7 protein-coding genes are annotated in these 22,729 nt (G+C 60.4%); all 7 read right to left on the reverse strand.

Features of this window, described 5'->3' with window-relative positions:
* Nucleotides 1–235: 235 nt before the first annotated feature.
* On the reverse strand, nt 236–1,057 hold the full coding sequence (locus tag E2F43_RS03000) for an efflux RND transporter periplasmic adaptor subunit (protein WP_133209398.1): 822 nt from the start codon (nt 1,055–1,057) through the stop codon (nt 236–238).
* 10 nt (nt 1,058–1,067) lie between these two features.
* Nucleotides 1,068–2,822 (reverse strand): hypothetical protein, encoded by a 1,755-nt coding sequence (locus E2F43_RS03005; protein ID WP_238946720.1) that lies wholly within the window; start codon nt 2,820–2,822, stop codon nt 1,068–1,070.
* A 193-nt stretch (nt 2,823–3,015) separates the two neighbouring features.
* Complete coding sequence (locus tag E2F43_RS03010) at nt 3,016–5,184, reverse strand: site-2 protease family protein (protein WP_133209402.1); 2,169 nt, start codon at nt 5,182–5,184, stop codon at nt 3,016–3,018.
* On the reverse strand, nt 5,166–7,001 hold the full coding sequence (locus E2F43_RS03015) for a GAF domain-containing protein (protein ID WP_165954169.1): 1,836 nt from the start codon (nt 6,999–7,001) through the stop codon (nt 5,166–5,168). The genes E2F43_RS03010 and E2F43_RS03015 overlap by 19 nt, the downstream gene beginning before the upstream one ends.
* Before the next feature lie 79 nt (nt 7,002–7,080).
* On the reverse strand, nt 7,081–7,446 hold the full coding sequence (locus E2F43_RS03020; RefSeq protein ID WP_133209406.1) for a DUF3467 domain-containing protein: 366 nt from the start codon (nt 7,444–7,446) through the stop codon (nt 7,081–7,083).
* A gap of 114 nt (nt 7,447–7,560) precedes the next feature.
* Complete coding sequence (locus tag E2F43_RS03025) at nt 7,561–21,300, reverse strand: LEPR-XLL domain-containing protein (RefSeq protein ID WP_133209408.1); 13,740 nt, start codon at nt 21,298–21,300, stop codon at nt 7,561–7,563.
* A gap of 142 nt (nt 21,301–21,442) precedes the next feature.
* Nucleotides 21,443–22,399, reverse strand: coding sequence for a DUF4344 domain-containing metallopeptidase (locus tag E2F43_RS03030; RefSeq protein ID WP_165954170.1), 957 nt, complete (start codon nt 22,397–22,399; stop codon nt 21,443–21,445).
* Nucleotides 22,400–22,729 lie beyond the last annotated feature (330 nt).

Genomic DNA, 22,729 nt, shown 5'->3' on the forward strand with positions numbered 1-22,729 from the left:
CCAGCCGGCTACCGACGATTAACTGCACCGGAAACCTAGTATAGATACCGACTTCCTTTGCAACCACCATTTACGTCTATCTCTATGTGCCAGCTATAGTGCTTCAGCTAGACTAATTACGAGAGACTGAGACGGGCGTTGCACAACCCTATGCCCGTTGCGGACAGAGCCAGCACTGAAAATATTTGAGCGCCCAGCGGCGGGTGTCGAGATCGTCCTTTACATTAGTGCGCTGTCAAGGATCAGCTTTGGAAAAACGAACATCGCAATTGAGGCCGGCAGGGATGCGGCCCTGTGGATTAGGCAACTCTACACGCACCCCGAAAGTGCTGCTTGCCGCATCGATGATTTGGTCGACGATGACGACCGTCCCTGGGTATTCGCCACCCACGGGACCGGCGGGAAAAACCGTTGCGCGGTCTCCAGCCGAGATACGCCCGAAGTCGGGCGCTGGGATGATCGCCTCGACGTAGAGTGGATCAATCTGTGCCAGCGAGATAATCGGCCGGTCCTCGGTCACCAATTCACCCGGCGAAATCATAGTGTCGACGACAATACCGCTAATCGAGCTTTTGATGGTTCGCAATGCAAGCACCTCTCTGGCCTGCTGCAGCTCTAGAGCTGCCAACAGGCGATTCTCCTCCGCCTGCTGCAGTCCGCTTTCGGCTATGATCGCCTCGCTGCGTGCCTCGTCAAACAACTGCCGCGACACATTACCATCGCGCTGCAGTTCTTCGATACGTTTCAATGCAGACCTGGCCAGTGCCAGGCTCTCTCGGCGCGCCTCGACCTCCGCAGTGCTCTTGCTGCGGGCTTCGGCGAGTGCAACGGACGCCGCCTGCACGCCGGATTCAAGCTGCACCAGTATCTGTCCCTGCTCCACCTCGTCGCCACGAGATACCAGCACACTCTCGGCGACGCCGCGAATAGAGCTACCGATCTCGACGGTGACACTGGGCTCAATCAGGCAATCGTAAGCACCATCCTGGGACCATCCATGAACGCTGAAACCAAGCAGTACTGCGAGCGTTACCAAGGGTCTATGAAGAAATCTCATAATGCTATTCCTATCTCGCGAAACCGGCGAAGGCCAGCAGCCGGTGTATGTGATCGTCGGCCATGACCGCGTCTCTTAGCGCCCGGGGCATCAACGCCTCGCGCCTGCGAAGAGCACACCATAGTAAACGCAGCAGCAAAGGGTTGTCACTGGGCGACGGTAGTTCCGAAGGTGCGACCATTGCCCTGACCAGTCGGCCGGCAGCCCCCTCTCGGAGCACCGGGTCATCCGCTGATAGCAGCAGTTCCAGCGAGTGTTTTCCGTACCTGCCCAGCGCCTCGATAAAATGCCCGAGTGCGCGCAGGCTATCAGGTTCCTCCGGCACCAGTATGCGATCGAAACGCGGTACGCTCTCGTTGACAGAAGCGTTGAGCATGGCGTAGCAGTCCGGCTGCGGTATAAGTAATAACGAGCCATCACCACTACGAAATCGTCGCAAGCGTGGATTCACCCCATCATCTTCCAGTGCCTGGAATTTCTCCTGCAGGGCGCAAGCGAGGTTCCTGTAAAGCGTTCTGCCATGAATCGGCACCAGTACCGAATCGCCGCCAGCGGTGAGCTGCGCCAAACGATGCATCACCCCCGCCTCGCGCAGGTCCTGGCTGGGAACGAGTGAGAGCCTAAGATCGTCGGGTCCCAGGCCTCTGGTCGCCGAAACGGGAAGCACCGGACAACCGTACTCCCGCCACAACAGCGAACGCACCGAACCGAGGTAGCCGGCAACGCCGCCCACAAGCCCGTAGCGGATAATGAAACGCTGTACATAGGTGCGCGCGAGCATCTCAGGATCCAAGCTGTCATCCACCAGGTGCCACAGCTTGAGAAACTGAAGTCGCTCGCGTGTGAGTCCCGGGCGTCCAACCTCGAATTGCCCACGCAGCAGCACCAGCCTGTCTCCCTCAATCTCGAAATCCACACCCTCGATTAGCAGGTCACGAGCCAGCAGGGCTTCAGTAACAAGTTCCTCGCGCAAGCGCTCCCCCTGCCAAAGGCGAGGCAGTGTCGCCACGGCGTCGCGCAACCGCTCACGACCCTCCTCGGTCAACTCAAGGGAGCCACTGTCCCGGTAAATCAGGTAATCTTTTTCCGCGACCATCCCCTGACTGAGGGAGAACGCCTGCATCAGCACGGAACTCGTCCAATGGTGACCATCGCCGCCAGAGATTGAAATGGGCATGGGTGCCTGATCAATAAGCTGTTGGTCAGCGTCTTCCAGCAGCAACAACCCGGGCACCTGATGTACCAGTCGCGAGCTAGCGGAAGCCGGCCGAAGCAGCGGCTCTAACCGCCGCGCCAGCAAGTCACGACCGGAGCCGTCTAACAGCCGATCCAACAGGTAGTCATTGGCCGCCTGGCGCAGCGTGGTGCAGACGATTTCTGCGCGGTATTGCCTGCTGCGCTCTACCTTCTGCAGATCCGAGGTCACCAGGCCAGGCTTCAAGTTTAATCCGGCGAAGAAAAACGCAAAGGCTGCGTGGAATTCGCGGCATTGCCGCTCGTCGCCGAGGAGGACCGTTACGGGTATACCAAGACCCGCTGCAGTGGCAGCGCTGAGCGCCAGCGCAATGCGCCGATCCGACGCGGCTGGCAGACTGGCGATGCCGCCGCGCAGGCAGAGCATCGCGCCACGCTGATGCTCCGGTGACACAGTATCAACCACGTACTCTTGCGCTGCCTTGCAAACGAGGGCGAGAGCCTCTCCGGTGGTCGAGAGGTTGCCAGCACCGGTATTGGCGATGCCGCGCAGTCGATTCAGGGCGGGCACCACAGATCGCCACGCCAGCGAAGCGTCGTCTCCGTCTGCTACGCTTGGCGTCCCGCCAGCAAGCGGAGAGAGGCGAAAGGAAAGCAAGCGGAACCAGTGCTGAAGACGATGATAGGCCCGATCCACCAAGCCGGCGTCAGTTTCCGGAGGCAGTGAGAGCGGCCGGAACAGGCGCCCTATGACAACACTATAATCATACATTGAATTTGCTGAGGAAAAGCTGCCGCGCCGAGCGATATATCTGCAGCGCCAGCGGCTCCAGACCATGCTCGAAGCGAACGTGAACCCGCTGCCCATACCAACGTTCGTCCACCTCCTGCTGCGGCGAGAGGTCAAACACGAAGTAAGGCATGTAACTACGGGCGCGGTCTCGGGCTTCGGGATCAATGGCAACTCTTCCGCCTCCGGCAACGCTGAGCGCAAGGCTGGGCAACTCGGTCGTGGCTTCTGGCACTTCGCGAATGATCGTGGCGCGGACTTCGCTAGATGGATCGTTGGCCATCAACAGCTTCACCTCGCGGGTGGACTCACGCACCAGGCCGATTCGATCCTGCGACACTACAGCTCGCACCTTGGGTCTGGCCTGCGGAATCACGTAACCGATCATATCACCGCGGCGGAGGTAGCGACCCGGCAGATCCTGCGGCGTCGGCATGAAAAAACGGCCGTCGACTTCGCTGCGTATGCTGAGCCAGGCCCGGCGCTCCAGGGCAGACTCAAACTCCTCCCGCAGTGCTGTCAGTTGCTTGTCCACCAGGTCCGCTTTGACGAGATCCGTAACCCGGTTTTGCTGCCTGAGCATCTCCAGTTCCTCGATGCGCGACTCTAGCAGAGTGATCTCCAAGTTAAGTTTTTCGTTGCTGCTCTCGATCAGCACGTCGCCGGCACGCACGCTCTGCCCACTCTCGATTACGACGTCGCTGACGTAACCCGGTGAACGCACGCGCACGAAGGCCTCGTCCGGCAACCAGACGATGCCCTCACTGCGCGTCCATGAGGGCGCCGGGAGTGACAGCAGCCCGGCGACGACCGCCAGCGCGAGCAAGGAAGCAAATATCGCGCGGCCCCGATTGCCTCTGATCCGCGAACTGGTAAGCAGGTACCATAGCGACTTGACCAGTGGCAGCAGGAAAACTGATGTCAGTACCCAGACCGCGAGTAGCACACCGACAAAAAAGTATTTGCCGGCGACAAACAAGGCGATGGCCATAATAATGAACATGCGGTAGAAGAAAGAGGCGACCGCATAGAAAGGCAACCAGAATTTCTCGCCACGAGCGGTCACCGGCGAGCGCGCAGAATCGATACGGAGAAGGTAACGCTGAAGCAGATAAAAGACCTGTTTATTGGCACGCGATCCGAGGTTCGGAATCTCCAGAAGATCGGACAGTATGTAGTAGCCATCAAAACGAAGCAGCGGGTTGCCGTTGATAAGGACTGTTGAAACACCCCCGATGAGGATTACATTATAGGCGATGGCCGACAGCATGCCGCTCTCCATGGCAAGCCAGAAAAACAGGGCCACGGACGCAAGAAAAAGCTCGATAAAGATACCGGCGCTGCTGACGGAAATGCGCTGCCAGCGCCCTGGAAAAGCAGCGGATGCAGAGGCATCCACGTAGGGCACGGGGAAAAATACCAGCAGCATCACGCCCATCTCGTGCACTTCAGCACCCCATTTACGCGCCATGATACCGTGGCCGAACTCGTGGAAGGCCTTGACTATCGGGTACACCACGCCAAGCAGGACCAGATTTGAGGGCATGAGAACCCGGTCCGTGACATTCCCGGTCAACTCCTCCCAGTGCATCACGGCGAGCGTCAGGCCAGCGAGCACAGTCAACAGCCAGAACGCGAAACCCGCGCGTCCGAGTAGCGGGTTTACCACGGGCATCAGGCGATCAATGACTGGATCGGGATCAAACAGGGGAATACGGATGGCCAGAGGGCTGCGCCAGCGCTGTAGCATCTGTCGTTGCCTTTGCTGTCGCTGACGCTGAACTAACTCATCCGTATCCGGGATCGCATCCGTCTGCAGCGCATCGGCGTTATACAGCTGGTAGAGCAGTTGAATGACCTCGTCCTGCGACGGCGCGTCCGCACCGAGGTTCACCAGGGCCTCCTCCCACAGCTGGTGTACCGTGCGGCGGCCATTCATCATGGCGATGATTGTGTAGGCCTGAGGCGTGAAGCGGTGCGTCTTGCCCGTCGCCCTGTCCTGGATCACGTACCAGTCATCTCCGCGATAGCGATGCCTACGGATGCGGATGTGCGAGGGGATGCGAGGCTGTAGCTGGCTTATCTGCTGCCAGGAGCCGCTGAAGAGTCCTGCACCGCTGCTACTCACGGCAACCAACGCCATAGAGCTACGCGCAGCCAGCCGGTGAAGCGATGGGTCCAGATCCAGAGCAGGCGGCGCTCGCCGATCTCGATCTTGCCGGTACCGGTCATCCCAGGCCGCAAATCCGGTGCCGGCTGCAGTAGTTTCGCCTCGACACGGAAGACATTTACCCCATCTTCCGCGGCCGCCACGGGCGTGATCCGATCAACCTCAATGTCGAGGTCGAGCTCGGGCCTCGGGGCCAAAACGAGTTGCCCGCGCTGTCCCTCCTGTAGGAAGGTAACGTCCCGTTCGTCGACGCTCAGTGCCACCCGGTAATCCCCGAGCGGCGCGACCTTGAACAGAATCTCACCGCGCTCCACCGGTTCTCCGATGGAGCGACTGAGGTCACCGAAGATTGCAGTGCCATCGAAAGGCGCCCGGATCACCGATCGAGACACCCGCTCGTTAAGCATTTCGATTTGCGCATCCGTCTGAGCGATCTGCGCCTTGAAAATCTGAGTGCCCGCCCGCTCACGCTCCGCGATAGCCTCGAGATACTGTCGCTCCAACTGTTCACGCTGGCTCAGGAGCCTGGCCAGGTCCAGCCGCAAATCGCGGTCCTCCAGCCGGGCCATCTCGTCGCCTTCGGCGAGGACATCGCCGGCCCGGGTGAGAGCACGACTGACGTAGCCATCATAGGGCGCGGTAACGACGCGCTCCACAGCGCCCTCGAGTACCGCCGGCGCACCGACGCGGTGCGTACCGTCGATCAGCGCCAGAGCCGCGACCAGCAGCACGAAAACCAGCGTTACCGCCTTGAGGACGGCATGCCTCGGACCGAGGAGCGCGCGAAGAAACGCCAGACCTCGATCGCGAGAAACTGCGAGCAAAGATCGGTCGTTGAGACGTTTGAGATGTAGTATCGGTCCGCAGGCCGCGCCAACCTGCTCCAGCAGCAAGACTTCCTCGTCGGTGAAGGACTTCTCGCGCTCCAGCAAAATCGCGCCGGTTACCTGCGCCTCGTTGTAGATGGGTACGGTGCAGATTGACCGGTAACTTTCGGCCTGGGCAAGTTCGTCATGAGCGCGATGGATCAGCATGTCTTCACCTTCGTCACCTTCGTCAAGGGGGAGACGCAGCGGCCGGTTCTGGTCGACCGCTTCCTGCATCGCGGCAGCCACGGCTTGCACGAGATTCGCCTTGAGGTTGACCTGTGCGGCACCGGATATAGCTACGACGCGCAGCGCACTTTCCGTCGTTTCTCCCAGCATGCCTCGCGCGGCGCCGAATTGCGCCACCAGGCGGTTCACCAGCACCGTGCGTGCCGTAGCAGAGTCGCCGGCCTCCAGACAGGCAACCAGATTGGCCAGCACGACGCGCAGTTGCCGCGCGTCCCGCGACCGGTTTCCGGGCTGCTCACGTAACGCCGCTGCATGCAGGTGGCTGACACTCCACTGCAGATCGCGAAGCCGATGCAGAAGTTCGCTGTCGCTGGACGCCGCGCATTCCAGAGCGACCACCCCATACACCAGTCCATCCAACTCGAGGGGGACAGCGATGTACCCCGCAGCATCACCCTCTCCGGCCGGGGACTGTCGGGCCACATTCTTACGCTCGGCCATCGCCAGTTCCGAGGCCTGCATCAGTGCAGTAGTCAGGCGAGCGCCGGCTGGCCATGTGCTCACCGGCGCAAATGGACCCTCGCCGGGCGGGCCGAGCACGACGACCCCGCTATGAATGCCTGCAGCGCGAGAGCAATGCATCCCCAGCCACACGACGGCGGTGTCATTGAGGCTTTCAGCGGATAGCAGCTGTTTCCAACAGACGGAATCGTGATAGGCGGCTACACTGCGCACGGCAGCGTCCGTTCGCTGTGTTGAGGCCGACTGGTTATTGGTGGCCATGTCTCAGAAAACGCAGGGCCTGCTAAGGCACCTACTCTCCGGGCTTGACGCTTCCCTTTATATCCAGGGTCCCGTACTTTCTCTCGTAGTCCTTGAGTACACCACCCAGAAGCAGTAGCAGGCGCTTGGCGGCCAGCGGGTTAAGGATGATGCGCTCAGAGAGTTTGATGGTCATTTCGTTCTCGGTGCGAACGTTCCAGGTCTGGTTGGTGCCGAAGAATATGGTGACTTCTTCCTGCGTCGCCGCGGCATTCACGACGTTGGCGTAGGAGGTGGCTAGATCGCTATCGTCCCAGTGGACCTTCAGCCCGCCTTTTTTATTGCCGACACTGCTCCCCGAGGCGGCGTTCGCTTCAGTACTACCGTTGCTGTTCGCGTTGTCTTTTTTATCGCTCATCCCTGGCCCCATCTGGCTTGCTTGAAGTTGGCGGTGGTTACGGCTGCCCATCGCCACCGCTTCGTCTGTAGTAAGTGATCCTCTTACGCTGCGTGCATTCTTGCCTGTTCGCTATCATGGCCTCTGCTCAATGCTCCAGTCAACCATCCTGCCGGCGAGAATTTCCTTTGTCACCTTGCCAGCGCTGGACGCGAGGTCAGAAGCCACAAAATCCCCGTGTTCATCGAGGGACAGGAAAGCGGAGCGCGCGGTTGCCTCTGGGGTGGCGAGCAGATGCTGCTCCCCGACGCTGAGGGTGCCGTCCATTACCGGCAGGTCACCGTGGGCGAAGCCAAGGGCGTGACCGATTTCATGGCTGACCACCGTGAGCAGGTCCATACCCTCTTGCTTTTCGTCACTGGCCCAGCCGTTGCCAGCGGCATCGCTGTCGATGTAGATGGTGCCGTCGTGCTCCAGGCCGAGCAGCTCGCCCTCCAGATCGGCAAGTGTGATGTCCACGGACTCGAGCCTGGCCAGATCGGCTTCCTCAAGCAGACCGCTGTTGGCCCATTGAATCCGCGCCTTTTCCGCCACGGAAGCCAGCATTTCCTCTTCGAGCGTCTCACCGCCTTCGCCCATGCTGTCGGCCATCAGCGGATCGCCGTAGCTGGGATCATCCGTTAACACTGCGACGGAGCCGAATTCGGCGGTGCCGGAAAGCACAAGCGCACCCATGTCGCCATCGTTCAGCAACGCGTTGTAGACATACCCGATCACGTCCTGGCCATCGACACGAACGCTGACTGTAGTGCCACTCAACCCGACCTCCAGGCGCTGTTCGCCGACGCCCGCAAGACTGAAGTCCGCGCTCGCATCGATCACGAAACCGGTCTTCGTGGTGTAGTGACCGATGAGCACCTGCTGGCTGGCGATATCCAGGGCGGCGAATTTGAAACGGCCGTCGTCGTAGTGATCAAAGGCCACTCCCGCCACGTCGCTGGCCGCAATCGCCGCAGCAATCTCAAGATAAGCCGCGGTCGCCACATCCAGACTGACGATGCTAAGCGCATATTCGTCGCCGGCGGGATCACCCTGGTAACTATCGCTGTCCTCGGTCCAACTGCCTTTTACGGGGACAAACCCATCAGCCACGCCGTCTGCGAAGTCCTCCAACTGCGTATAGGTGATGTCCGGCGGCAGTTTCTGCACCGCGAGATTGTCGAAGCTGGCACTGGAATTGTTCGTCCCGACACCAACCATGCCGTAGTTCAGACCAAGGGAAATGCCGTCGATCACCCGCGCGCCAAAGCTGTGACTCAGAGATTCCTGACCGTCGACCATCAGCGTCACCGTTGTGCCGTTCACGGCGACCAGCAGATTGTGGTTGTTGTTCGCCTTCAGGCGCATGTTGTCCTGGGCCTCAACGATCCATCCTTCAGCCGTGCGCTGACCGATCTGCAGCTTGTCTGTTCCGACTTCGATACCGGCGAACTTGAAGTCTTCCGGTCCCTGATAATCAAAGATTACATAGCCGTTCGACTTCACACCGGCGCGATCTTTGTCCGCATTGACCGTGGCCGTGACTTCAAAATAAGAAGGCAGCTGATCACCGACGAACATGAAGTTGATGGCCTCGCCGCTGGCAATGGGGCTGCCCTGCAACGCTCCCCCGGCAATGTTCCAGTCGCCGGATTCGGCGGCCATGGTGGTCGCCTGGCCATCGTTGAAGTCCTCGGCCTCCATGACGTCGCGCTTGCCACCGGGAATGTTACCCGCCTGCGGGTCGTTGGGCGCACCGGTCTGGTCCTGCCAGTCGAAATCCTTCTGCAGCACCATGCCCAGCTCGCCCTCGGGCTCGCCGTTACGATCAGGGTCGGAACCGGCATCCGCGGCACGGGTAGGATCGGCACCGTCGCTCTCGGATAGATCCAGCAGGTACTCCTGCAGCTGCGGCTGCAGGCTGCGACTGACACTGAACTGGCCGAAGGGCGCATAGGGCGTAACGTAGCTATTGAACTCACCCACCCAGTCGATCATGCGGTCGGCGCCGCTGTTGTTGATCATCACGTCGCGACCGGCCCCGCCGTAGGCCATATCGGCACCGCGGGAATCGCTGAGCATGTAGCCGGTGCCGGCAAAGGCCGGGTCATCGGGCTCATCGTTCAAACCGCCGTGGGTATCGTGGTTGTCGTCGATGTTCAGCAGGTCGGAGCCGTAACCACCGTAGAGACGATCGAGGTCCGTACCGCCGACCAGCCAGTCATTGCCGAGGTCGCCAAAGATCACGTCGTTGCCGTCGTGAACCATGGTGCCGACCGGGTCATTATCGTCAGTAAAGGCCTCGAAATTGAGCAGGAATTCCTTGTCGCCGTCACCGGTGGCAACCATGATCTTGGTCAGCGGGTGGAACTCGTCATAAAGTGCGAACTCCTCACTGGCGGGATCGAAGCCGAGCACACCGCCTGGGTTGTCCGGCGTCGAATAACCGCTCAGGTAATCCGTGGCACCCACCTGGGCTGCCACGTCCTCCATGGCCTCGGCCCCGGAGATGGCATCGTCACCGGCACCGCCGTGCAGCGAATCGTCTCCCAGGCCGCCATAAATAATGTCGTCCTCTCCGACCTCGAAGGGGGTGAGGTCCACGGTGCGCTTGAGTGCATCGCTGAGATTGATGACAGACTGCTGAATGTCCCCGGGGGTGTCGATGTACTGATCCAGATCGCGATTCCCGAGTGCGGCAATACCGTAGAGCGACTCGCCGTAATCCACGCTGTTGCGGCTGGTGGCAATGAGGCCTGTATCACCGAGAATGGCGTCCTCGCCGGTGCCGCCGGAGAGCCAGTCAGTCCCCTGCTCGCCGAAGATGTCGTCGTTTTCCGCATCGCCGTAAGCCACATCGGCACCGAACATTGCGTGGATGAAGTCATCGCCGCTTTCGCCCCAGATGGTGTCCGCATCACCGCGGTTATTCGCGGCCACATCGGGATCGTAATCCAGGCGCGTCATGCCGCGCACCACGATGCGCAGGTCGCCGCGCTCGCTGTCCTCGGCGTCGTAGTTGAACTCCTCGTAATCGCCGCCGTCGGTATCGTCGGTGCCGACAATGCGATAAATCGAACCGTTGTCGCCGACGATCATGTCGGCGTCGCGGGCGTGCCGGTCTACTTCGGCAATCAACGGATCTGCAGGACCGGTAGTGGCATTGCGTTCGAGGCGGTCGGGATTGGCGGCGCCGCCGTAAATGAGGTCGGAGCCGTCGGGACGTTGCACGGTCGTGGTCAGGCCAAAGAGATCCGAGCTGCCACCGATAATGTCATCCTGGCCAAGGCCGCCGTAAAGCAGATCCGCACCGCCGTTGCCCTCAATGTAGTCGTCACCATCGGTTGCGGCCTCGAAGACATTGAAGTACAGAGTGCCATCGGTGGCGCCGCCGGAGTCCGCGGTGCTCAGCGCCGTGCTGACACTGTCCGGATCGCCGTCATCGGCGCCGATGTAACCGTCGCCCTGCACGATATCATCACCGAGCTGGCCGAAGAGTTCATCGTTGTCGGCATTACCGGCCAGGTAATCGTTGCCATACAGCCCGGATAAGGTGCTGTCACTGTGATCGAGCAGCGTGATGGTGCGCCCCGGGCCTTCATCGGGGTTGCCCTGGGCGGTAACAGTCACATCGGCATCGCCATAGTCCGGATCACCGAGCGCGGTTTCATAGAGAAGCGTTCCATCGAGGGTCCGGTAACGCTCGCCAATATCGTCATTGTTGCGCCAGATGATTGCGTTGTCGCCGGCGAGGGCGTCGTCGCCGCTGCCGCCGTCGATGACGTCACTGACATCGCTGCCCGCGGTCACGATTGCCGGTGCGCTGAGTTCGTCGATGCCACCGGCCACGTTGTGACCGCCGGTGAGGTCGTCGTTGCCAGTGCCTCCGAACAGCCGGTCGTCGCCCTGCTGGCCGAGGATGATGTCGTCGCCACCCTCGCCCCAGACCTGGTCGCCCTCGCCGCCATCGCCGTCACCCGTGTCGATGGCGAAGAAGTTGCGGGAATTGAGCGTGCTGTGCTGGCTTAACTGGGGATAAACGACCCCGTGGTCGCCGAAGATCAGGTCATCGTTAGTGCCTGCCGTACCGGCCGCGTCCGCCTCATCACCCCAGAGGGCATCGGCATCGGTGCCGCCGAGCAGGATATCGCTGCCGTCATCGCCCTGGATGGTGTCGCGGCCGCCGGGACGCGCCGCCGGCAACTCCGTGGTGATGATATCTAGCGTCGCCAGACCGCCAGAATCCGATTCACCGTCGAAAAATGCATCGCCGCTGAAGTTGTAGCCCCACTCAAGGCGGCCGTTGTCACCCAGCGCGATGTCATCACCATCATTACCGTTGATGGTATCGCCGTCGGTGCCGCCCATCAGGATGTCGTCGGCCGCATTACCCTCGATAGTATCGACACCACCAGTACTCGCTGTGGTGTCCGTGGTGCGCAGCGTAAGGAACGGCGCGCCCCTGAGCAGGCGCTCCCCGGCACCCTCACCGAGGAACAGTTCGCCGTTGTCCCCGAGAACCACGTCCTCCCCGTCAGCACTGCCCGGAATCGCGCCATCGCCGTACAGCGTATCACCATCGAGACCGCCCATGATGACATCACCGCCATCGTGGCCGGAGATGGTGTCTGCGCCGCCAGGCTGAGTCAGGCTGGTGCGCACCTCATCGAGACTGGAGAGGTCGGCATCTCCCTCGCCAAACAGCACTTCGCCACCATCGCCCAGGAGCAGATCGTCACCGGCGTTGCCGCCGATAATGTCACCGGCCACACCACCGAGAGCGATATCGTTGCCGGCGTCACCGCCAATAGAATCGACATCTCCCGTGGTGTCACTGCTGTCCGTGGTCGCCACGCTATCGACGGCGGTGCCAAGGACAAAAGCATTACCGGGCACGGCGCCGCCTTTGAGAATCACTTCGCCATTATCGCCGAGCAGGATATCGTCGCTGTCACCTCCGCGGATGACATCGCTGCCAAAACCGCCGATGGCCAGGTCTGCACCGGTGTTGCCGTACAGGGTGTCATTGCCACCCTGGTCCTTGTCAGTACTGGTGACCTTAAGCACGGTCACGTTGGCCCCCGTGGGTACGAAGCTGAGGCCGCCGAACGTAATTGCCACGTTGTCGCCGGCGAGCAGGTCGGCGCCGTCATTGCCGTAGGCAAAGTCGCCACCACTGCCGCCGATCAGGATATCCAGGCCGCTGCGGCCATAGAGCCTGTCGTTGCCGAAGGCGCCGGCAACACTCGAATGCACTGCCACCAGTTCATCTTTGGTGAGGTAGCCCTGGTCGCCCACACCAATGTCGTTGCCGTTGCCACCCTGGGCGTCACCGAATATCTCGTCGGCGAGCCCGCCGCCGAACAGGATGTCGTCGCCATCCTCGCCGCGCAGCGTATCCATGCCCTCGCCGCCATCGGAGAAGGTGGTAACGCGATCAAGGTCCACGTCCTGAGTACGGGTGCTGACATCGCCGCCGGCGTAGAACGCGCCGTTATCGCCGATGACGATGTCATCGCCGTTGCCGGCAAAAATGGTGTCGCCACCGTCGCTGCCGGCAAAGTCTTCGTCCGCCGCGTCGTCGACGCCGGCATTCTGTGCAGGGCCCGCATAGCTCAGCGGTACGGCTTCGAAGTTGTCATTGTAGTTGTCGGCATAAGGCGAGGAGCCGCCAATCACCAGGTCGGCGCCGGCACCAGAGCGGATCAGGTCCGCACCGCCGCCGCCTTCAACATAGTCGTTGTCATCGCCGGAGAATATCTCGTCGGCGCCCGCGCCGCCAAAGGCGCGGTCGTTGCCACTGCCGGTGACCAGCAGGTCATCGCCATCACCGCCGTAGAAGCTGTCGTTGCCCCCCTCGGCATTGTCCTCCGGGTCTGCCTCCTCGCTGTCGTAGGCATCACGAATGGTGTCGTTGCCCGGGCCGCCGAATATCAGATCATCGCCGGTATCGTCAGGCCCGACGCCGGCGCCCTCGCCGAAGAGCACGTCTTTGCCGGTGGCATCATCATTGAAGCGATTGTCGCCCCAGATCTTGTCACTGCCCTGGCCTCCCTCGATCAGGTCGGTCTCATCGTTCCCGGTGAGTTCGTCGTTGCCCCAGCCACCGGTGATGTTGTCGTTGCCATCGCCACCGTAGACGATGTCAACACCGAAGTCACCACGCAGGTCATCGGCGCCGTCGTTGCCCTCGATCTCGTCGTCGTAGGTCGGTTCGACGAAGGCCGCGAAGCCCGCATTACCCAGGGCAAGGTTCAGCTTCTCGATGAGGTCAAACTCTATCTCACCCTCGGCGTAGCTGCGCTCCTGGTTGATACCGTCTTCGCCGAAGACAGTATCATCGCCGCCATCGCCGTACAGTTTGTCGCTGCCGGCGTTGCCGCGGATATCATCGGGATCGGCGCCGCCATGAATTTCGTCATCGCCCAGGCCGCCGCGGAGGATGTCCTCGCCCGCATCACCGTGGAGGTTATCGTTACCAGAGCCACCGAAAATCTCGTCGTTGCCGGCGCCCCCGCTAATATCGGCGCCAAAGACCACCGATTCATCGATGGTGATCTTGTCGTCTTCCGCGCCGCCGTTGCCAATGATACGGGTGCCGGTGAGGTTGAGGCTCGCAATGGTGATATCGCGGATCGCAGCTGCCGTGTTGTCCGCGTAGCTGGGCGCCTCGTCGGTGAACAGCTGGAACTGGCCGAAGCCGAGAATGCCGACGACATTACTCGACAGCACACCATCGCCATCGAGATCCTCAACCCCCTCAAGCTCGGTGCGCTCGATAACCCCGTTGCCGTTGATGTCCTTGAGCACGGTCAGCTCGCCATCGCCATCCCGATCCATCTCGCTGAGGACGAAAATCTCTTCCTCGCCATCGGTGGCGCCAGGCTGCCGGTCGCCGGCACGATCGCCGATATTGAGCAGGATGTCATCACCACTGAGTGTACCCGGCAGGGGGGGCGGCAAGGGCGGGCAGCTCACCGAGAAATCAAGCAGTGTGACGTCAAGCAGGTTGAGTGTTTCGGAGAAGATAGTGACGAAACCGAAGGGGGTATCGAAGCCGATCTTCACGAAGGCATCGAAGAAGGCGCTGAGCGCGCCCTCCAGATCGAATACGCACTCGACACCACGGGCGAAATTGCGCGCCAGCTCGTCGAGATAGACCTTGCCGTCGCTGTCGGGGTCGTTCCAGTTGGCACCGATTTCCGCGCGCACACCGCCCTCAACACCCGCGGAGGCAACCACCACGTTCAGTTCCGCACCCGCAGACGCCTCGACGCCCAGGCCGAGCTCCAGGATATCCTCCCCGGCATCATTCAGGTCGTTGAAATAGAAGCCGTTGAAGAAGGAGCCTGTGGCCAGGCCCCGGGTATCGAAGCCGACAGCGAAGTCGGCGAACAGCTCGGCACCGAGATTGACGGTGGCAAAGAGCGGGATCGGCGGGATGATCGGACCGAAGCTCATGCCGAAATCGAACTCTGCTGATAGCCTCGGGATATCCCAGGTCACCAGATCGACCGTTCCACCAATCAGCAGGTTAAACAGGGAAGCGGGGTTCTCTATGATGTCGAAGGAGATCCCCAGTCCGCCGCTGGTATCAAAACCGGCACTAGCCTCGGCCTTGGTCACCAGTTCCGCTGTTCCAGGCTGGGACGTGAACGCGTTGCGCAGGCTTTCGGATGTCGCTGTCACCGAACCCAATGCGGCGTCAAGCGCGCTAGAGGCACTTGCCTCGGTCAGGTCAATGCCACCGAAGTCCATGTCGCCAAAGTTGATCTTGCCCGTGTCAGCAAGACCGTCGACGATGCCGATAACCTGATCCACGGTCTGCGCCACATTAAGGAAGACTTCGACAGATTCGAAACCGCTGCCGAGCAGTTTGATCGCACTGAGGAAGGTGATCGGGTCCTGACCCAGCAGTTTGGACAGGTCGGAGACTACCGGGACTTCCGTGTACAGGATGTCGAAAATCGGGTCCAGGGCGGAGGTGAAGGGCTCAAGCTGCTCGAGCACCGGACCGAAGGTATTCTGGAAGAACTCGCCGACATCAAGCGACAGATCGTTGAACTCCAGCATCGGAAGGTCGGGAACTTCCCCACTGGTCAGATCATAGTCCCAGTCCGTGTTCATCTTTACTTCGAGGCTGGGCAAGGTGCCATCGGTGCCCGCTTCAATTCCGGCACTGATCAGCAGGTCGATATCCACTTCAAGATCGGAACTGAGGTCGAACATCAGTTCGCTCAGATCATCGATCTCACCCGTACCAAGGTCGACGCCGATATCGCCGCTGAGGTTCACACCTTCGTAGGTGACACCGTCATGCTCGCCGGACAATTCGGTAGCCACCAGCTGCAGGAAGAACAGGCGTGCGGTAAGACTGGTCCCATCAGTGAGCCCGGCGTTGAGGGACGCAGAAATTTCGTCAGTATCCGCATCGTCGCTGAACTTCAGGTACGGCCCAGTGAGCAGACCAAGGCCCAGGGTAAACTCGAGGCCGGCGTCGAACTCAACTGCGATGCCGCCCTCGGTCTCGACCTCGAAGATGAGCGCGTCGAGGCCGAGATCGAAACTGGTTTCAAAATCCTTGTTATAGTCGAACTCAAAATCTATTTCGACACCCAGGTTCGGATCAGACAACAAGTCCTGGGCGTCAAAATCAGCCGTATTGATATCAACACCGCTGAGTGTAAAACGCACTGTCGGAATCAGGTCCAGTAGTAGATCAACTCCAGAAGCTGCCGCGCCTTCCGCGGTACTTATAGCACTGGTGACAGCCGTCTCAATCTGTTCATTGACCCACTCACCGAGATCATCGACCGCGTCGGGCACTTCTTCCAGCGCCGCCTTCATCGTGTCGAACGCATCCTGAAGGAAGCTCACCCCGTCGCCGATGACGTCTGCGGCATCATCGAGTACCGGCAACCCATCGATAAAGTCAGAGCCCAGTGCATCCTCCAGAATCTGCAGGATCGTATCGATGGCGGCGAACAGGTTGGCGAGATTCAGCTCTGTGAAGGAGCCGATGATGGCACTCACCTCCTCTTCGCTGAGGCCGTCGAGGGCGAAATCGAAACCCTCGCTGTTGAACGCGGTCAGTGACGTGGTGAAACCGATGTTGACCAATTCTGTCTGGTTTTCAAGGTCACCGTTGAACCCAAGTGTTGAGAGCCCCGATCCGGACAACACCATTGTCGACGGCGACTCATCGAGGCCGCCCTTGACAGCGATCTTGAGCAGGCCCCCGTCGACCTGCGCATCAAAAATATCGCCAAGGTCGCCGTCACCAAAGATACCGAGATCGGTAAAGGTTGCCGCCGCCATGGCCGTATCGATGGCATCGGCCAGCGCGCTCACTGATGGGTAGGGATCCCCGGGGTCACCGCCACCGTAGGCCGGTACATCGACCGCTATCGGGTCGAAGCCATTGACGGCAATGGAGAAAGACAGCGGATCATCGAAGTCAAGATCCGGCGCGTCGGTGGCCACAACCTCGACCGGGCCGCTGGGCGCGAGAACCCCGGTGCCGTTGGTGTAAACCGGCAGGCTGGCCTCCAGGAAGCCATTGACGCCGGGATCAAAAGTGCCGGCGTTGATATCACCGAGTAGTATCAGTCCGTCATCATCGCCATCGTTGTCGATGAGTGACAGGCCGATACTGGCGTTACCCTCGCCCGCGACGATTTCGGTGCCACCCATCCCGTCGTCCTGCTCCACAGCGTCTGCGACGATAATTGACGCGGCCTCCGGATCCGGGAAATCCGGGTTGCCGAAGCTGGCGCTGAGGCCAAAGATAGAGAGCTCGGCAAAACCTTCAAGCTCGAGGCCTAACTCCAGAGTCGCGGCGCTGTCAGTTTGCAGGAAAATCTGCGGCGCTCCGCCGCTGACATTGAGGCCAAAGCCCAGATCCAGGGAGCCCGCGAGATTCAGCTCACCCTCCAGGGCAGATTCGAAATTGAGCGGAATATCGATATTGCCGGGTCCAGTCAGATCGAAGTCGAGCTCGAAGCTGTCACTCAGCGTCTCGTCGGCGGCGATGTGCAGGTTAATCAGCAGGTTGTTATTCTCGTCGAAGTGGAAGCTGAGCAGCTCACCGCCCAGGGCATCCTGCACCGCGGCGACGACATCATCCCTGACCGGCGTCAACACGTCGTCTACCAGGGCATCGTACTGCGCCTGCAGTTGGTCTTTCAGGGCACCGGCGGCGAGGTCAGGGTCCTCCAGCGCGGTGTTGACAATGTCGACTGCTGACTGAATCTGCTGTAGCAGGTCATCGGAGAGACCGAACAGGCGCACAAAGTCCATCAGCTGCAGGGAGGACACGTCCTCAAGCAGCCCCTCCAGGCGGCCGATAATCTGCTCGGCTTCGCTGATGGCATCGATGGCGTCCTGCACGGAGGGCACGTCAGCGGGCAGGTTAGCCTCGAAATCCTCAAGTTCTGCCTTGATACTGTCGGCGCCGGCGGCCAGGGCGTCCTGGACAGTGTCGACCAGCAGGGTCTGGATGGACTCCTCATCGAGCTCGCTGAGTACGTCGGCGAGCTCAGGCAGTTCAAAGCCCAGCGCCTCGAAGATCAGCTGCACCACCGTATCGGTTGACGGTACCAGCTCGCGCGCCTGGTCGGTGAAGCCGGAGAGCACGTCCTGGAAACTGTCCTCCAGGGTGGTACCAACGCCTGGCAGGTCTTCCTCCGCAACGCGTTTGGTCACCATCAGGAAGGCGTTGAAGGCCGCAACCAGCTCGGTGGGATTGGGCGCCGTGATCAGGTCGAAGTTCTCCGGCAGCTCCGCGATTGCACTCAGCAGGTTGTTAGTGGCATGGAAGAACTCGTCCTGCAGCCCGACATCGTCGAGGGCGGCAAGTACCTGGTTTGCCTCCGAGGGAGAGAGGCCTGGCAGGGTGAGCTGGAACTGCCCCTCGACAAACTGCCCAAGGTTGGTTTCCAGCAGCGTCGTAAGTTCGCCCCTCAGGTTCTTGATCTTCTGCGCCAGCTCGCCGTCCAGAATCTCGTCCAGCCCGTTCTGAGCCAGCTGCAGTATGTCGTTGATCGAGGTATCGACCAGCGGCAGCTCGTAGTTGAACAGGTCGAAGTCTTCGGCAATGGATTCGCCTATCGCGAGCACCAGCTCGATGATCTGGCCGATGGACAGGTTCTCGAAGCTGGCCAGCAGCTCCTCGATCGCCGTGGTGTCAAAAGCAAAATCCAGGGCGAGGGTCAGCTCATCCAGACCACCCGCAGCAGCCGCGACCGTGTCCTCGAAGTTGACGACAATTTCTGGCACTGCCTCGAGAAGATCAAGGTCCAGCCCCAGGGTGTCGGCATCGGGGAATGTCAGTGGCAGGAAAAGATCTCCAGTAGTGACAGCGAAATTAACGCTGTCTACGGCGATCGGGAAGGCGTCACCCCCGTCGATATCCTTGCGGGCCAGCTCATTAAGGAAGATACGCCCGTCAGAGAACGGGTCCTGCAAAGAAAGGCTGGCTTCGATGCTGGTTTCGGTCAGAGACCCGTCTTCGACCCCGATTTCCAGGAAGCCCAGCGCACCGGTGAGGTCGATATCGTCGGCGCTGATGCTCGCTGAGGCACTGATGCTGCTACTGTCTTCCTGGATGAAGAAGCGCGGCATGATGATGCCGGCGACGATTTCTCCATCGTCGTTACCACCCGCGGAGAGCAGTATGCCGAGATCGATCAGCGCTGCCGAGTCCTCTGCCGCCGAGATTACAAAGTTCCCGCCACCGCCGCTTGTGTCGCGGAACAAAAGATTACCCTGGGAACCGTCCGGTACAATCTCCAGCTTCCCGGCCAGGGCACTTGAGTTGGCAACCAATATCGTATCGATCAGGTCCTGTACCGTCGCCGGGTCATCATCGCCCTTGATAACGCCATCATTGTTGGTATCAAGCCCACTGAGATCGACATCCGCCATGCTGCCGTCGGACAGCAGGATGTTGAAGTCAGGGGCGCCATCGACCACGCGAATGCCGGCGCCACCGTTGAGCTTGCCAAGCGGTGTCGCGCCGCTGAACGTGGAGATATCAACACCTACGCCCACATCCAGCGCAGCCGCCACCTCGAAGCTCGCGTCCGCGCCACCGGACAACACCAGCTCACCGATCCCCAAATCCAGCGACTCGCTGAAATTCATCAGCACGTCACGCTGGAAACTCTTTTCGATATCGATGTTGAAAGTAATACTGTTGCTGGCAGCATCAAAGGCCGCCTCGAAAGGCGTATTCTGCAGCGTGGAGTTGTTGAGCAGGTCAATAAACTCCTGAATCGTCGCGAACTGGAACAGCGGCAGGCCGAACATGGAGTTTTCCAGCCCCAGGACTGTGGCGAGGGCCGGATCCACACTGGTCAGTTCGAATTTGTCGATGGCGGCATCGGTGGCCTGCAGCAGAAGCTGGTTGTCCTCCAGAACAGCTTCTACGCCGAGCCCATTCAACTCGCCATTCAGGGCGGTCAACAGCGCAGCAGGATCATTTATTGGATCGAAGTCGATAGTGATAGTGACCGGAACCGCCTCATCGACGCTGATGTCGAAGCTAAGATCGCCACCCAGGTCGCCCAGATCGCCCAGCAGCGACACCGCTTTCACGCCCACGTCAAAAAGCTCCTGCGACAGCTCATCGAAGACCTCGGCGAAGCTGGCAATGTCGCTGATACCGTCGCTGAGGAAGGGGATGCCACCGGCAACGTCAAGCACGCTGGAAATGGCATCGAGCTGTGAGCCCAGGCTCTTCAAGGCCCCTGCGATATCTCCCGGCCGAATGTTGGTGAAGTCGGCCAGCACCGGGCTGTCGACACTAATACTGAAATCCGGGTTTTCGAACAGATTGGCCCCGGAAAGACCGGCTATCGAAAGCGCTGATTCTAACGTGTCGTCGGCATCCAGGCCGGCAAGCGTTGCCGTTACTGGAAGCGTGGCACTGAAGCTGTTGCCTGCAGCGACTGTAAGAACGCTATCGTCAATGGCAGCATCGGTCAGTTCGGCCAGGGTCAGCAGCGTGTCGGCGCCGGCATCGGGTAGATTGACGTCGAGGAAGGCGGACATGTCCACCGTGCCATTGTCGAGTTGGGCGTCGATAAAGCCCAGATCAAAGGCGGTGTTGATCGTCGCATCGATCGTGCCGCCGACGCTGATGGCGGCGCCATCGGTGTCGATGAAGAAGGCATCGGCAGGGTCCAGCCCCTCGGTGGTGAGGAAACCGAACTCGAAGGCCACGTTGATGCTGCCGGCCAGGTCCACCGTGTTCTCAAAGCCGATACCCAGGGCATCGAAGGCCTCACCAACGCCAAAGGCAAAGGCCTCGCTGATGCCGTAGCTGAAATCGACCGTGAAGCGATATTCGTCACTCACCTGATCGGTGATATCGGTAACGTAATCGCCGGCGCCAAGCAAGGCATCCAGCGCGTTATCAAGCGCGTCCGCGACTTCCTGAGTGGTAGTCGCAGCGGCTGAGGCCAGCGGGTCTACGAGGTTGTCCTGGATAAAGCCGCCTAGATCCAGCAGGTCTCCAAGCGGTGTGTCGATCAGCGGCAGGGGCTGGGCAAGCTCGTCGAAATCATCGAGTTCGTCGGCCCAGTTGGCGAGACCGTCGAGGCCATCAACCAGCGCCTGCGCGGCTCCGGGTGCTAGATCTGCGCTCAGTAACAGCCTGGGTTCCAGCGTCTCGACCTGATATTGGCGTCTGGTCGGCGGCGGTGGTCGACGCGGAGTCGCGGTTAAGGCAGGAGCGCTGCCGCGACGCAGTGCCTGGGTCAGTCGAGAGAGGGTGAAAGGCCCACGTCGGTGGCCGGATCCGGACAAGCAGCCGGTAAATTCGGGAAGTGACATGTGCGACTCTCCCTGCGCAAAATCCAAGGGTGATTTTGCTGCGCTATTCCATGCGAATTTGAGACTAACCTTTAGGCAAGGGACTGTGGATTGTCAAATTTTTGTCCAACCCGGCATGTAAACGTCTGTAAACATTGAAATATTATTTGGCGCCCGTTCGCCGGCGCAATTCGTCTTCCACCAGCGCCGGCCGCACCCAGGGGGCTGTTCGGACACTCAGCTGGCGCAGGAAACCTGGCTGCATACGAGGCACCAGGAATGCCTGCCAGGCTTTGGCGTGTTCATCGCCTGCCTCGCTCCAACGCTGAATGTTACGTGCCCGCTGCGCCGCGAGGGGATGCCGGCCGACCCCTAAATTGAGCGCATTTTGCTGTTGCGCCGCCGCTGCAGCCGCAAAGAATCGCGCCTGCGCCATGGATGCATCCTCGCGCTCAATCATCGTGCACAGCGCCGTCGCCATCTGGTCCGCGAGTTCCTCGTTGTCATAGAACGGCATTTCCCACTGCCGCAATAGTACGTGGGCAAACTCGTGCAGCATGGCGTAGAGCAACAGCGCTTTCGCCGCCTCCCTCTCGCCGGCCATCTCATCGATGGCGCTCACGTATTCCAGGCAAACGTAGATGCGGTTACCGACCGTTAGCAGATTGGCTACCCCGCAGGCCGCAGGCCGCACTTCGATGGCATCAAAGATAAAAATTTTCTCAAGGGAGGCGACGATGCGGTTCAGGGCCCGCTGAAGTTCCGGGCGCTCGAGGACATTTAACTCCGCGCGGCTGATGCGCACCTCGACCTCCACGTCGACCTCGTCCATGCGATCGCGATTGTCAAAAACCACGTAGTAGTCGTCGCTGCGCGGCGGCACGAGTATGACATCGTGCCTGTCCGCTACGCGTTGCGAATGCAAGGCCTGCACGACATCGGGAAAGCGTGCGAGGTTCGCCAGGTCCAGCACCCATACTCGCAAAGGTTTTTCTACTTCGAACTTGAGCGCGAGCTGGGTTCCCACCTGTACGTTCTCCAGCCTCAAGGCTGTGTGCTTACCCGGAGTCACGGTTGTCTGAAACTCGCGCTCTAGCGCCGGCTCAGCGACTAGTGCCATGTGATGAGCCCCAAGGATCGCGACTATAACTCTGCCTACCGCAGATATGCGCATACTGCTTCTCCTGCGTTTTTGGCGGGGAGTGTGTGCAACACCGGGATGCAATGTTTTTGTGCGAGCCGTACGCTGCCGTCCCGCATCAGCGCGGTGCGTTCGCCCGCCCCCAGGGCAGTAATGAACGCCGTCAAGTTCTGTGAGTCCACTGGCTCACAACAATCCCGATTTCCTATGGCCTATGCCATCCAGACGAGCGAACTGGCACTCCCACCTCTCGATGGATTTACCCTTTGCTGGACCACAGACCCGATGTTCAGACTAGCAGAAGCTCGC

The organism is Seongchinamella unica, from assembly GCF_004354085.1.
In the GTDB taxonomy this organism is placed as follows: domain Bacteria; phylum Pseudomonadota; class Gammaproteobacteria; order Pseudomonadales; family Halieaceae; genus Halioglobus; species Halioglobus unicus.

Excerpts from the sequence above, each read along its gene's own strand:
- E2F43_RS03025 (WP_133209408.1), bottom strand. The coding sequence starts at position 21,300 with ATGTCACTTCCCGAATTTACCGGCTGCTTGTCCGGATCCGGCCACCGA.
- E2F43_RS03000 (WP_133209398.1), bottom strand. The coding sequence starts at position 1,057 with ATGAGATTTCTTCATAGACCCTTGGTAACGCTCGCAGTACTGCTTGGT.
- E2F43_RS03030 (WP_165954170.1), bottom strand. The coding sequence starts at position 22,399 with ATGGCACTAGTCGCTGAGCCGGCGCTAGAGCGCGAGTTTCAGACAACC.
- E2F43_RS03010 (WP_133209402.1), bottom strand. The coding sequence starts at position 5,184 with ATGGCGTTGGTTGCCGTGAGTAGCAGCGGTGCAGGACTCTTCAGCGGC.
- E2F43_RS03020 (WP_133209406.1), bottom strand. The coding sequence starts at position 7,446 with ATGAGCGATAAAAAAGACAACGCGAACAGCAACGGTAGTACTGAAGCG.